The organism is Calothrix sp. PCC 6303 (assembly GCF_000317435.1).
Lineage (GTDB): Bacteria > Cyanobacteriota > Cyanobacteriia > Cyanobacteriales > Nostocaceae > PCC-6303.
Genome location: NC_019751.1, coordinates 2,407,735 through 2,421,399 on the forward strand (window position 1 = coordinate 2,407,735; position 13,665 = coordinate 2,421,399).

Below are 13,665 nucleotides of genomic sequence, written 5' to 3' on the forward strand. Positions count from 1 at the left end.
TTGTTGATGATTGGTGTTAGTCGTGACTAGGTTAATTGTCGGATATTGTCGGGTTAGCAGTAAACAACAATTTACAGATGGTCATGCACTGGAACGATACATTGATGCTTTAGTTAATTATGGAATACCGGAAAGCTTAATCTATTTTGATATTGAGACAGGGGTTAGCGATACTCGTGAAGGCTTTGGTGCTATCCTCGACTTGGTAAGAGCCAATCGTATTAGCCAGGTTATTATCCCCAATTTTGACCGATTAACTCGCAGTCCTTTGCAATGGGAGCAAGCGAGGGAACTGTTTACAAAGCATGATGTACAAATCAAGTTCTTGGAGGATGGTGAATTAAACTTGACCTCTCCTGACGGATTATTTACAGGACGGGTAAAAGCTGCCTTAGCCGCGCAGGTTCGAGATCGGTTGAGAAGTCATTCCCTCGCTGGACATGCAAAACACCGAGAGCGCGAGGAACCATACAAACCGATTTTTGGATACATTAAAATTGATGGTGCGATCGTTCCTAATCAATCTTTATACCCAAAAAGTGACTTAACTTATTTTCAGGTTGCCAGGAAGTTAATCGATCTATTTTTAGAATGTAAGTCTTTAAGTAAAGCTCGTGAGGACTTTCAGCAGCAATTTTATTTGCACCCACCTAGCTACAAAGGGAAGATTCACCTCAAAGCTCCTTCTAGCAGTACGGGGGTAAGAAGTTGGTTGCTCAATGCTCTGTTGAGGGGGAAACTGCAATATCTCTCATTTGGACACAAAACGCCACAAATAATCATTGATAGCATACATCAACCGCTAATTACTGAAGATGAATGGCTGATGATAAAAGCGATTTTTGAGGATAACAAAACTCGTAAAAAAGGTGTTAGCTGTGACAAATTGATCAATCCTCTCAGCAGCGTTGCCAGATGCCGAAATTGTGGTGGAGCAATGTCACAGAGGTTAAATTACAAAAATAAATCAGGTGAGTGGGGACGATTTCTAGCTTGCCGGAATGCTAGAAGCCGAAATGGACTTTGCGACAATATTTATGCAAAAACCTATGGCTTGACTTTAGATATAGCCGAAAAGAAATTACAGACTGAACTGATCACGCGATCGCAGCAAATCGCAAACCTGCTTCCTAGCGATAAACCAGATAATCCGAAAATTCAAGAACTCAAAGACTCGATCCAAATGTTGGAGCGATTAAACGACGCAGATTTACATGACGCAATTGAGAAAAAACGGACTCAACTATTCCTGCTGGAAGAAAATGAAAAGTTAGGGGCAGTTGAATCCTCCGAAAAGCTTAAATTATTGCAGTATATGCAGCACCCAGATTTTTGGGAAGGTATGACACCCTATGAACGCAATTTAGTTTACCGAGAATTAATCGAAGTTGTTTGGTGCGATCGCGGTTCAGTTGTAGTTGTACCTAGAATTTGACCATTTTCTCGAAGTCTTTGTAACTCTTCCTCAATTGTTACACCTTTGCTCTCTAAGTGCTTGTCAAACTGCTTCACCGCTTTCATCAGTGTTTGGAGGGCTAATTTCATCTTTTCTCTGTAGCGTTGCCCTTCAAAAATAATCTATTGACTAAATATTTTTGTTAATCACGAGCAATCGAATCATTAGGTATCTCCAAAAATGAATCTGGAAACGTGGCACTACTATCTCTCTACAAGGGTTTCGGGCAATGCATAATTAATTTGTGGAGATGTCTATAGGGTATGGCTCTAAGAACAAAGCCTGCCACTCAAAGGAGCAAAAGTCTATGCTGTATTATGGGGTAGGGTTTGCTTTTAAGCAGATTATAGGCTAAAATAACCATATAGTGATATAATTGGTAGAATTAACCTAACCTTCATGTCAAAAACTCTTTCTCAACAAAATTCTCCAGAACTGCTTGCTCCTGTTGCAGAGTATTTCAAAGTACTTTCTGAAACCAGTCGCTTACAGATTTTGAGCTGTCTGAGAACGGGAGCGATGAACGTTACTGAAATGGGTGAAGCGACAGGTTTGGGACAACCAAACCTATCAAAACATTTAAAAGTATTGACTCAAGCAGGTTTGATATCCCGTCAACAAAAAGGGGTTAGCGTTTACTATGCTATCAGCGACCCTGTGATTTTTAGTCTCTGTGAATTGGTATGCGATCGCATTGGTGATCAAATACAAAAGCGCGCTAAAGAATTTGAACAGATTAAAGCTTTAAGTACCCTCTCAAAATAACTATTTCCTCACCAACAAATTCACCATTTGCTCGCAGTTGATTTCTGCGGGAACATCCAGTTTTGGGAAAATGCTTCCCCTTTTCAAGAGAGATTTAGGCGGATCTGTAAGTGCCTAAAGTGACAGCCAAACACTTTTCAAAAAACCTCTGAGGTATGTGTGTAATTATTTAGCGATGGCTAAAAGTTATTTGCCTGTATTGCTCACCATAATTTTGAAATTCAGATAGTGTGATTGAATATTCAAGTTAGTTACAAATATTTCTGGAATCAGTAAAGTGAAAAAAATTAGTAAATCTGTGTTCTTGTCTAGCTTAATTGGCTTAACTTTGAGTTCTTACCCAAATCTGGCAATCCAAAGCGTTAACGCTCAAACCACAAAAGCTTGCAGTGTAACTAGTCTAAACTCTGCGTATCGCAAGTTAGGCGGACTTCCTATTCTAGAGGCAAAAACAAACGGTGCAAACTATTCCAGTACGGCTTACAGCGCTGCTAATAACCGCTTTGCCTATCTTGTTTTAGACTCTACAAAAAAAACTGTGGCGCGTGTAGACTTAAGTTATTCTACAGACAAAAAAGGTCGGAATATTGCCAGCGTTAAAGTCTGCGGAGATGTTCAGAAATCTTCAGAATTACCACTTATCAAGTTTAACTTCCTAAATGGAAAATCTATTGGGATTTATACATTTGGGACTCAAAATCTAACTTACATTGTTCCAAAACCAGCACACACAACAACTATCCAGACTGTAATTGATGCCACTTAAAGCCAATTAAAACAAATCGCAGGTACGCCCCACTGCGCTGTTTTCATGCCCAAAGGGCAGTACGCGTACTGCCCTACGGCTACCGAGCGGAGCCGGAGCGGAGCGTACCGCAGATAAGGTACGGCAGGCTTAGGGTAAAACCTACTGGCTACCGCCTTGCCCTAATTACAAATTTCAACGCCGACCTAATTATATACAGTATTTTTTTATTCCATCAAAATCAACCGCGACGAATCCAACTGCACATACCAAGGAAAAGGCTGGTCTTTAATTGTCACCCATTTTTCTTTAAAAACCTCAGCTTGCAGGTGATAATCCCCACCATTTTCAGCAGGACTTTGCAACTTCAAAAACAGTGTCATTCTATGGGGAGTTTCTATGGAATTTGCCAACCAACAAGGGAAAGTATTTTCCTGATTTGCATTTTTACTGAAACTAATTTGATGGGCGCGAATTCCAATATGGGATAAATTATTAGGGATTGGTTCAACTACTCGCAGTGTACAACCCCAATCCACAGCCTTTACAGAGTCAAACCCATTGACAACGGCTGGAGAGAAGTTTTTACAACCCGTGATTTGGGCAACTGTGACAGTTCTGGGTTGTTCAAAAACCTCTTGCTTAGAACCATATTGTATAGCTTTCCCTTGCTCCAATACTAATAAATTTGGGCAAACTCGATAAGCCTCTTCCATATTATGAGTGACAAATAAAGACACACCACCGTAATCAGCTAGCTTTGCCACCATTTCCTGTTCAAGTTGACTTCGCAGATATGTATCCAATGCTGAAAAAGGCTCATCCAATAATAGCGCTTCCGGTTGCGAAGCTAACGCCCTGGCTAATGCAACCCGTTGTTGTTGTCCCCCAGATAGCTGGTGTGGATATCTATCTCCCAACCCCGCTAATTGTACCCCTAAAAGTTGACTCTCTACCTGTACCCGCATCGCGGTAGCCGAAAGTCCTTTGGGTAAACCAAAAGCGATATTCTGGGCTACCGTGAGATGGGGAAACAAAGCGTAGTTTTGCACCAGAAAACCAATCTTGCGATCGCGTGATGGTACATTAACCTTTTTTTGCGAATCAAACAACACCCTTCCATTCAGAATAATTTGCCCAGATGTCGGTGTTTCTACCCCCGCCAAACAGCGTAAAATCATACTCTTACCAGCCCCAGAACCCCCCAATAACCCTAAAGGTTGCTTATCTGCACTGAAAGATACTTGTAAATTAAAGTCAGCTAGTTGTTTGTAGATATCAACAAAAAGCCCAGAATTAGGTATTGGGGTTGGGGAATTACTAATTTCCCCCCCTCTCCCCCTCTCCCTCTCTCCCCCTCCTCCCTTCCTCCTCTTCCCCCGTGATTCCTGCCAAATATTCACCCCAATAATCCCTGATAAAGAAGTACCCATAATTATCAGTGACCAAAACCAAGCTTCATTATTTGCTCCCCCTTCCACAGCAAAATAAATGGCTAGAGGCATTGTCTGGGTTTGTCCAGGAATATTCCCAGCTAACATCAAAGTTGCACCAAACTCCCCCAAAGCACGGGCAAAAGCCAATGTAGTCCCCGCTAAAACCCCAGGTAATGATAACGGAAACATGATGCGCCAAAATATGGTTGCGGGGGAAGCACCGAGAGTTTTTGCTACTAGTAGAAGATTTTGGTCTATTTGTTCAAAAGCACCCAAAGCCGTGCGGTACATTAAGGGGAAGGAAACAACAGTAGCTGCGATCGCCGCCCCATACCAGTTAAAAACAACACTAAACCCGCCGATCTTCTCCAGAAATTGCCCTGCCAGACCAAACTTACCGAAAAACATCAACAGCAAAAAGCCGACGACAGTAGGGGGCAAAATCAAAGGAGAAATAAATATCCCCTCAATCAATGATTTACCTTTACCGGAATATCCCAGCATCCAATATGCGGCAGCAATACCCAGAAAAAAGGTAATTCCAGTGGCAAGTAATGAAGTTTTTATTGATAACCAAAGGGGAGATAAATCTTGGGGCATAGTTTATTTAGCAATATTAATTTGGGAATCAGTTTGATTATTGACCTACACATATGAAAAACTGTTCTTCAAATATAGGTTTAGCTTGATTAATGGTTACAGCCAAACAGCAACTCTTAATCAGTAACATTTTCTTACTGTTTCTGTGTAATTACCGCCATTAAATTGACAATTATTTACCAACTTCTTCATATACCTGCTATGAATTCATTATTTTTGCTGAAGCAATTCGCTGGTTCCTCAAGATAAAAATGAGATAGATGAGTTGGATAAATTACATCCATTTTTATAGGTATCAAACTGTAAAAAACTCACGATATCAATTGGGATTTACTCGTTTAAAAAAAGAATGAAGATAAAAAAATTAATTTTCGCAGCTACTTTCATGGCAACTTGTGTAGGAATAGATATTCCTAGTGCTTTTGCAGTTTCTTCTCCTTGCTCTGTAGGGCAAAAAGCCGAAGTGCTCTGGAAAGGGAAATGGTATCCCGCAGAGGTACTCAATGTGAAAAATAATAAGTGTTATGTGACCTACGAAGGCTACGATAGCTCTTGGAATGAGTGGGTTGAAGCTAGACGCTTTCGGGCATCATTCAAAACTGGAGATTCAGTGAGAATTTTTTGGAAAGGGAAATGGTACCCAGGGAAAATTCTAAATGTAGGTAAAAACAGTTACAAAGTTACTTACACTGGCTACGATAGCTCTTGGGATGAGTCGGTTGAACCAGCACGGGTAAGTAGATAGAGTAAAATCCAGTACACCCCGCTAACGGGGTGTACTTCCGTATAGCGGGAATGGTTTTGGAGCATTATATTGATTGGAACATTCTAAATCCCTACAGGATGATAACCAACTAAAGTTTTTTGTAGAAATACAAGCCGATATCAAATATTATTAAGGCAAAATAAATCCGTATTTTTTGAGGGTAATTTTAGCCTGTTCACTAGATAAATACTTAACAAAATCTGTCGCAGCAGCCACATTTTTACTCTGCTTCAATACCCCCATTGGATATACAATTGGTGAATGATATTTCTCATCTGCCGCAACAACAGTTTTTACCTTGTTAGAAATTTTGGCATCGGTTCGATAAACCAAACCCGCATCAGCATTTCCACTTTCTACCGCAGCTAAAACTTGACGCACATTATTCGCGTAGACAAACTTTGTCTTCACTTTCTCGAAAATACCCAACTTCTTCAAAACTTGCTCTGCGTACTGTCCAGCAGGTACACTCCTGGGTTCACCAATCGCAATTTTCCTGATACTATTTCCAGTCAAGTTGAAAAAACTAGTTACACCAACTGCACTCTTAGGGACAATCAATACTAGGCGGTTTTTTGCTAAAATGCTGCGAGTGCCAGCAACCAGTTTACCTGACTGTTCCAAGGTATCTACCTGCTTTTTACCCGCAGAGATAAAAATGTCAGCCGGAGCACCTTGCTGAATTTGTTGCAACAAGGAACCAGAAGCACCAAAATTATAATTGATGGTGACTCCAGGCTTACTTTGTTGGTAGTTAGTTTTTATTTCCTCCATTACTTCCTTTAAGCTAGCGGCAGTAGATACCAACAAACTACCATTTGACTGTGCTACTAAATTCGAGGTTGACACAGATCGTAAGGGTAAACCAATTGCCAGCAATAAACTCGCAACCGTCAAACCAACGAAAGCAAAAAATCGTCTTCTGTTCATCATTGCCTGCTTATGAGAGGATTTTGTCCTAGAATTAACCGAGTCAGAGGAAGCCTCCCCGTACAACGGCAAGGTGTTTCTGATACTTGATATTATAATACCAACTTTTAACCAACCTACCAACTAAATTGGTAATGTTTATGTCTTAACCTGAGTTCGGGATAAGAAATCCTCAAAACCCTTGATTTCTCATTGTTCCGTCTGAAGCTCTGTTTTAATCTATTCTCAATAAGCCATATTGTTGATATTAGCCTCATTTGTAAGCCTTGTTGACAAAATGATTCCACTTTAATCGCTTCTTATATCACTTAGAGTTTTGCTCAATCCTTACAGAATAAGCTTTTTAGTTTCTGGCTTAACCCGAACTCAGGTGTCTTAGATTCTTGCGGCTTTTAATCTCAGCCTGTAACTAGATTATGGACGCTTAAAATTTATATACTCGGTAATTACTGATACTATACTACCAAACAAGTTGGTAGTAAGATGTATTACCAATGAAGTTGGTGTTATTTGAAATAGGTTGAGGTGTGAGGTAAATGTCTAGTATTCTCCGAAATTCCTTGTGGATTACGCCGATAGTGTTTGTAGCAAGCTTGATTTCTGCTGGTGCTGCATTTGCGAATCCAATAGCAGAATCAAAAACTCAACTGCCACAGTTGCAGTCGGATAAAGATGTTGATGTCGCTCCCCAGGGAAATGTATCCGAACAACTCCAGCAAATTAGAGACTACAGCGGTAACAGTTCCAAACCCACAGTTAGCGAGGTAATCCCCGTCTCACAACTTGGGATTGATAACAGTACGAAAGACCCAAAATCATCAATGTCACAAGTGACATCGGTATCCCAACTATCAGATGTACAACCCACAGATTGGGCGTTTCAAGCTCTACAATCCTTGGTTGAACGCTATGGGTGTATTACAGGGTATCCAAACGGCACTTTCAAAGGCAACCGAGCATTAACTCGTTATGAATTTGCTGCGGGTTTGAATGCATGTTTAAACCGGGTAAACGAACTAATTGCCACGGGTACGGCTGATATAGTTAGGAAAGAAGACCTCATAGAACTACAAAAACTGTCAGAAGAATTTGCCGATGGATTAGTTGAACTGCGAGGAAGAATCGACCCTCTGGAAGCACATACAGCAGTTCTCGAAAGTGAAGAATTTTCCATCACTACCAAGTTAAGGAGTCGTGTAAAAATAAATTGATAAACTACGTTGAATTTCTAGGGCTAATTTGATAGTTCCATTCACCATGAAAAGTATCTTTTGTGATGGCAATAGCATTGAAGTCTTCATCGGATACTTTAATACCTATTTGATACTGATTTGGGTCTACTTGTGCGTGAACTGTTAAGCCATGTTTTGTACTTGTATTACCAATCAAGCTTACAATCACCATTAAGCTATCCAAGGGTCGTCCTCGCCAGTTTTGAGAAATATGGCAGAATAATCGATGCTCGATTCGATTCCATTTGCTAGTTCCAGGTGGAAAATGGCAAACGTGAACAGTTAATCCTGTTTGCTCCGCAAACTCTTGTAATTTCAGTTTCCAGAGGCGGCTACGGTAGCTATTACTACCTCCGCAATCGGCTGTAATCAGAAGATGCTGACTATCTGGATATAATGGTTTTCCCATATTGAACCACCAATTCCGTATTGTCTCGACTGCAAACGATGCTGTGTCGTGGTCAATACCTACACTTACCCAAGCTTGATTATGTTGTAAATCGTATACGCCGTAAGGTATTGCTTTGCCTAACTCCGGGTCAACAAAGTCGTGAACTTTGACTTGAGTGGGTGACGAAGAAGGTTCCCACTCCACGCCAGAATTTTTATAGTTACCGATTAATTCTTTCTTCTTTGTGTCCACTGAAATTACTGGATGTTTCTGATTTTGGAACTGTCGTACAGTTCTATTAATGTGAACAAATTGCTGGTCTCTGTCAGGGTTATGTTTGCCTTCCTGAGTTTTGCGATTTCCTTGTAAGCTATAGCCCATACTTTTAAGTAAGGTTGAAACAGTTTTGCTGCATACCTTATGTCCCATGTTTTTTAACTCTGAAGCTAGTTTTGCTAAACTCTTACAACTCCAACGCAGGGGTGATTCTGGGTCTCCACGGCTTGTTGGTTCTACCAAAGAGTCTAAATCTTGCTTTAAAGTTTTATCTGCCATCGTCAATTTTTTACGTCCACCACCACGACTGCGTATCCTTGCCGTTTGCGTCGGATTTTCACTCGACAAAAGTAATTCTTCTATGCCTGAGCGAATGGTATTTTGACTTAAACCTGTTGCCTCTGATACTGCTGTAATTCCCCCATATCCTAACCCCAAAGCCTCTGTTCCTGCCCAAATCCTACGTGTTCGTTCATTTAAGTAAGGGCTTATTTCTCTGTATTTTTCTCTAATATTGATTACTGCACCCTGTTTGCGCATGATTTTTATACTGTCTTACTGTTGACATAATCCAGCATAAAATTTATTGGCAACCACTTGTTTGCTATCTTGAAGTTACGCAACTTATTTTTACATAACTCCTAAACGCTGAAGTTATTGTTAGCCTTGGAGGAGTGTTTGGTGAAGATAGAGCGCTAAATTCAGATCAATGGCGAAATATAGATGCTGCACCCAATGAAACGGTGAGAAATACAAGGAAAACAGCAGCTTTTGGATCTGCTGGTTCCAAATTACAAGACAACGTAGTTTTAAGCGATCGCGTTCGCCTAAACTTAGTTACTAGCTTCACAGGGAAAGATCAATTGTTTGCTCGTTTAGAAGCCAACAACACCAATTCTTTCAGTGGGGTAGTTACAGGTACAAACATGACCCGCACGTCATGGGATGCCAACAATGACAATAATATCGTAATGGGCAAGTTGTACTACCGCTTTCCAGTGAGCGATCAACTCAACGTCATTGTTGATGCTATCGGCGGCGAGTTTTATGATAACTTCAATACCGTCAATCCTTTACTATCATCCACTCCTGTTGGTTCGCTTTCACGTTTTGGTCGTTTCTCTCCTATCTATCGGGTAAGTAATACAAGTTCAGCTAGCAATACAGGTTCTGGGGTTAGTGCTAACTTCAAATTTAGCGATGCAATTACTCTATCTGCTGGTTATCTTGCTCGTAGAGGAAGCGATCCGAATCCTGGTAGAGGTTTATTTGATGGTAGTTATGCGACTTTGGTACAGTTAGCAATCCAACCCAACAAAGATGCAACTTTGGCTCTAACATATGGACATTCATATTTGAGCGGTGGTGCTGGAGATGTCACAGTTTCGGGAAGCTATGGTAGTGCTTTTGCTAATACTCCCTTTGGTTCAACTATTGCAACTTCCAGTAATCAATATGGTTTAGAAGCTAGTTATCGTTTTAATCCGAAATTTGTTATTTCGGGTTGGACTGGATATACCCAAGCTAAAGCTCAAACTAGTTCTGGTAGCAATCCCACAACAAACGTAGTTAATAAGGGTGATCAAGCAGATATTTGGAATTGGGCTGTAACTTTAGCTTTTCCAGACTTGGGTAAGAAAGGTAATTTAGGTGGGATTATTTTTGGTCAGCCGCCGAAAGTGACAAGTAATGATTTTGGTCCTGTTGTGTTGACTCCTACTACCAATCGCCGCGAAGATAGTGATACATCTTTCCATGTAGAAGCGTTATATCGATATCAAGTTAATTCTAGCCTGTCAATTACACCGGGTTTAATTGTGATCTTTAATCCTGAACACAATAGCAATAATGACACAATTTATACGGGAGTTGTCAGAGCTACATTCCGATTTTGAGCAAGGAAGAGGAATTTAATAGACTTCCCTGCTAGCAAACGAAGAAACAAACTACAGGTGACTCAAATGCAAGCATGAATCTGGTTGTGCGATCGCTTGTCATCGAATCTACTATGCTTGCTTGAGAAGTGCGATCGCTACGTCGCCCGCAGGCATCACCTTACGTTGTACTTTCCAACCATTCTCTGTAAAAATAGTACAAAATCACCGGTTCAGATTTGCACTTTTGTGCATAGTTGAAAAATCGATCTCCAATTAGAATCAGTAAATACTTCAATATTTATATTCCTACATTTAAAAACTTCACCTTACTTAACAAGGGAAGAATATTATGGCAGTAGTAAAGTTAGAAAAACATAAAATTTATGGGCATTTAGCAGTGAAAAAAAAACTCGATATTTTGGTTGTCGATGACCATCAATTAATTTTGACTGGAACCCTGGATATATTAATTAGACAGCATCCAGAAGCCAATATACTGAAGGCTCAGACAGCTAAAGAGACACTGACTTTACTTCAATCTCAAGCATTTGACCTAATCATACTGGATTTGTCGATTCCCCATGATCAAGAGCAAATAGCAGAAATTGATACCGGAATTAAGCTTTTGCAAACTTTACTCAAAGAATATCCCGATCGCAATTTCATGGTACAAACTAGCTATGTGAAGGCGTTAATCCGGATTAAACACGAGATTGACAACCATCTAGCAGGGTTTGCGATCGCAGATAAAGGATTGCCCGAAATGGAAATGTTGATGCGGGTTAATTTAGCGCTTCAAGGTGGTACTCACACGAAAGACATCAAAACGGGGATTGAACTTAAACCCGAATGGTTGGAGGTGTTGCGCTTGGCTTTTGAAGAGAGTTTGACAGATAAAGCGATCGCCGATAGGATGTACAAGTCTGAACGAGCAGTACGTACTTACTGGACAAAAATTCAGGATGTGTTGGGAGTATACCCAGAAGACTGTAAGGAAAGCGGTAAGAATATGCGAATCCAAACCGAAATTCGTTCCCGTGAAGAAGGTTTACTTGATTAAGATGCAGGATTATTAATTCGGGATCAAGATGGGAAGGAGAATATGGAATCGCATTCACCAAGAGTTGGGGTTATGGTCACAGGCTGCACCTCCAGGGATAATGGTGTTGGTTGTGGTGATGTTGATCCGTGCTATTGGAGGAATGCAATCTTTAGAATCGATGCTCCTCGATACTATGTTACGTCTGCGTCCGGTGGAAAAACTCGATGAACGTGTCGTAATTGTGGGTATCGATGAAAAGGATATTCAATGGGTGGGACAATACCCAGTTCCAGATGAAAAAATTGCCCAGTTACTAACTAAGTTAGAAACCTATCAACCGTTAGCAATTGGATTAGATATTTTTAAAAATGTTCCTGTGGAACCTGGGAGCAAAGAACTCACGCGGTTGTTTCAGGAAAATACCAATATTATTGGGATTGAAAAAATCTTACCACCGGGAGAAACTCCCCCACCTCGAAGTTTACCACCTGAACAAATCGGATTTGTTGATTTACCTAATGATGGGGATAGCAAAAATCGACGTTATTTGTTGTACACACCTAATCCTCACAATGTTAGTCAAGATAAATATTCTCTAGCGCTACGGTTAGTTATTAAATACTTTAAAAACAATGCAATTACCATCGCCACAGGTAAAAATGACCCCAATACAATAATGTTTGGTGGGGTCGAATTACCCCGCATCACCAAAAATTTTGGTGGATACGTGAACGTTGATGATGGGGGAGTCTCAATTATGATGAACTTCCGTAACAATTCTCAGGCTTTTCGCACTGTGTCGCTACGAGATGTTCTCAACGAGAAAGTTGATGCGAAATTGTTACGCGATCGCATTGTCTTAGTTGGCAACCGCAATATGAGTACCGGGGATGTTTTTTATACATCTTCGTTGCCGAACTTAAAATTAAGCGGTCAAATTTATGGCATTGAATATCATGCTCATGTCATCAGTCAAATTCTGAGTAATGTCATCGATAATCGTCCAATGTTGAACAGTTGGGGAGATATGCAAGAGTATATATGGATATTTATTTGGGGTTTTCTACCGATTATAATTGGACGAATAACCCAATCTGTGTGGAAAAATATACTTAGTGTTGGTACAGCCGGATTTTTTCTGTTTAGCTGCGGTTATGTAATGCTGTGGGTGTGGGGTATATGGATTCCTATTGCACCGAGTTTCGTGATATTAGCGATGAATGGGGTTGGCTTGAGTGCTTTTGCATTTTACCAGCACGATCGATTCTTGCGATCGCAAATTAACGAACGTCAAAATACAATTCAAAATACTTTTACAATTATACATAATGGTCCTTTGCAAACCCTTGCCTATGGATTACAGCATCTACGTGCCCAAGATATTCCTTACGAACAGCTAGTTGGGCAATTTGAAAAACTAAATCGAGAAATTCGAGAAATTGGCGAATTTCTCAAACTTGAAGCACTAACTGAAGAAGAGAGTTTGCGTTTAGGTAGTGGATTAATCCTTGAATTAAATCGACCACTTCACGATTTATTATATGAAGTTTATTCAAGCACTTTGGAACGTCAAGACTTTGAAAACTTTCAAGCATTAAAAGTTAAAATTCGTAATTTTGACCCGATTGATGATAAGTATTTGAGTAAAGAATGTAAGCGGAGAATCTGCCTATTTCTGGAGGAAGCTTTGTGTAATGTTGGTAAACATGCTCAAGGAGTCAAGCGAGTTCAAGCATCTGGTATTTTTATTGGGAATATATATAAGCTATCGGTAAAAGATAACGGTTCAGGAATTAAATCAAAGCAAGAAAATAAAGGTACAAAAAATTCTAAAATTCTTGCCAGACAATTAGAAGGAGAATTTCGACGGGAATCACTTTCTCCTCGTGGGACTATATGCGAACTTAGTTGGATACCTATAAAAAAGTTTTAAGTTGTTTACATTTCATTACATAATTAAGTTTATCTGAGCTAATCTAACTTGCAAATAAAAGTTTGATGGCTATCAAAATAGATACATTCACGTTCATATCCGCAGGAAAGTCAGAGGATGTTCCTCGTCGTTTCACAGGCAACAGGTCTCTCTTATCTTCCATTTTCATCCGTCCTGGTGTAAGTTGATGATGGCTACTGATGAATTTTTGTATTG

The 13,665-nt window shown here is 40.1% G+C and carries 9 protein-coding genes and 2 pseudogenes; 8 read left to right on the forward strand and 3 right to left on the reverse strand.

The features are described from left to right. Positions 1–22 precede the first annotated feature (22 nt). The 3 genes from xisF (at position 23) to CAL6303_RS09840 (ending at position 2,987) form a co-directional block, all read left to right on the forward strand. Positions 23–1,435 (forward strand): fdxN element excision recombinase XisF, encoded by a 1,413-nt coding sequence (gene xisF, locus CAL6303_RS09830; RefSeq protein ID WP_015197696.1) that lies wholly within the window; start codon positions 23–25, stop codon positions 1,433–1,435. A gap of 420 nt (positions 1,436–1,855) precedes the next feature. Further along, a complete protein-coding gene (locus tag CAL6303_RS09835; protein WP_015197698.1) occupies positions 1,856–2,221 on the forward strand; it encodes an ArsR/SmtB family transcription factor in 366 nt (121 codons plus the stop codon). 277 nt (positions 2,222–2,498) lie between these two features. Next, positions 2,499–2,987, forward strand: a complete 489-nt coding sequence (locus CAL6303_RS09840) for a hypothetical protein (RefSeq protein ID WP_015197699.1) — start codon at positions 2,499–2,501, stop codon at positions 2,985–2,987. Between the two features lie 206 nt (positions 2,988–3,193). Here the strand turns inward: CAL6303_RS09840 and modB are convergent, their stop codons facing one another. Beyond that, the gene (gene modB / locus CAL6303_RS09845) at positions 3,194–5,002 is read right to left on the reverse strand and encodes a molybdate ABC transporter permease subunit (protein WP_015197700.1); all 1,809 of its coding nucleotides are present in this window, start codon (positions 5,000–5,002) and stop codon (positions 3,194–3,196) included. 349 nt (positions 5,003–5,351) lie between these two features. Between modB and CAL6303_RS09850 the strand changes: the two genes are divergently transcribed. Further along, complete coding sequence (locus CAL6303_RS09850) at positions 5,352–5,747, forward strand: agenet domain-containing protein (protein ID WP_041739350.1); 396 nt, start codon at positions 5,352–5,354, stop codon at positions 5,745–5,747. A gap of 150 nt (positions 5,748–5,897) precedes the next feature. Here the strand turns inward: CAL6303_RS09850 and modA are convergent, their stop codons facing one another. Continuing rightward, a complete protein-coding gene (gene modA, locus CAL6303_RS09855; RefSeq protein WP_015197702.1) occupies positions 5,898–6,698 on the reverse strand; it encodes a molybdate ABC transporter substrate-binding protein in 801 nt (266 codons plus the stop codon). 536 nt (positions 6,699–7,234) lie between these two features. Between modA and CAL6303_RS09860 the strand changes: the two are divergent. Continuing rightward, a pseudogene (locus CAL6303_RS09860) lies at positions 7,235–7,885 on the forward strand (iron uptake porin); the annotation flags it as partial. 28 nt (positions 7,886–7,913) lie between these two features. Here CAL6303_RS09860 and CAL6303_RS09865 read toward each other — a convergent pair. After that, positions 7,914–9,137: an ISAzo13-like element ISCasp1 family transposase gene (locus tag CAL6303_RS09865; protein WP_015197703.1), complete on the reverse strand. Its 1,224-nt coding sequence runs from the start codon at positions 9,135–9,137 to the stop codon at positions 7,914–7,916. Positions 9,138–9,250: 113 nt separating this feature from the next. On the opposite strand from CAL6303_RS09865, the pseudogene CAL6303_RS09870 reads away from it, so the two are divergent. From CAL6303_RS09870 to CAL6303_RS09880, 3 genes and pseudogenes are all read left to right on the forward strand, one after another. Continuing rightward, positions 9,251–10,492 (forward strand): annotated as a pseudogene (locus tag CAL6303_RS09870) (iron uptake porin); the annotation flags it as partial. 331 nt (positions 10,493–10,823) lie between these two features. Next, entirely contained in the window at positions 10,824–11,534 is a 711-nt protein-coding gene (locus CAL6303_RS09875) for a response regulator transcription factor (RefSeq protein WP_015197704.1), read from the forward strand. 28 nt (positions 11,535–11,562) lie between these two features. Continuing rightward, positions 11,563–13,449, forward strand: coding sequence for a CHASE2 domain-containing protein (locus CAL6303_RS09880; protein ID WP_015197705.1), 1,887 nt, complete (start codon positions 11,563–11,565; stop codon positions 13,447–13,449). Positions 13,450–13,665: the final 216 nt, after the last annotated feature.

What these genes read in the sequence shown, in the direction of transcription:
- CAL6303_RS09835 (WP_015197698.1), top strand. Translation starts at nt 1,856, where the DNA reads ATGTCAAAAACTCTTTCTCAACAAAATTCTCCAGAACTGCTTGCTCCT.
- modB (WP_015197700.1), bottom strand. Translation starts at nt 5,002, where the DNA reads ATGCCCCAAGATTTATCTCCCCTTTGGTTATCAATAAAAACTTCATTA.
- CAL6303_RS09850 (WP_041739350.1), top strand. Translation starts at nt 5,352, where the DNA reads ATGAAGATAAAAAAATTAATTTTCGCAGCTACTTTCATGGCAACTTGT.
- modA (WP_015197702.1), bottom strand. Translation starts at nt 6,698, where the DNA reads ATGAACAGAAGACGATTTTTTGCTTTCGTTGGTTTGACGGTTGCGAGT.
- CAL6303_RS09865 (WP_015197703.1), bottom strand. Translation starts at nt 9,137, where the DNA reads ATGCGCAAACAGGGTGCAGTAATCAATATTAGAGAAAAATACAGAGAA.
- CAL6303_RS09875 (WP_015197704.1), top strand. Translation starts at nt 10,824, where the DNA reads ATGGCAGTAGTAAAGTTAGAAAAACATAAAATTTATGGGCATTTAGCA.
- CAL6303_RS09880 (WP_015197705.1), top strand. Translation starts at nt 11,563, where the DNA reads ATGGGAAGGAGAATATGGAATCGCATTCACCAAGAGTTGGGGTTATGG.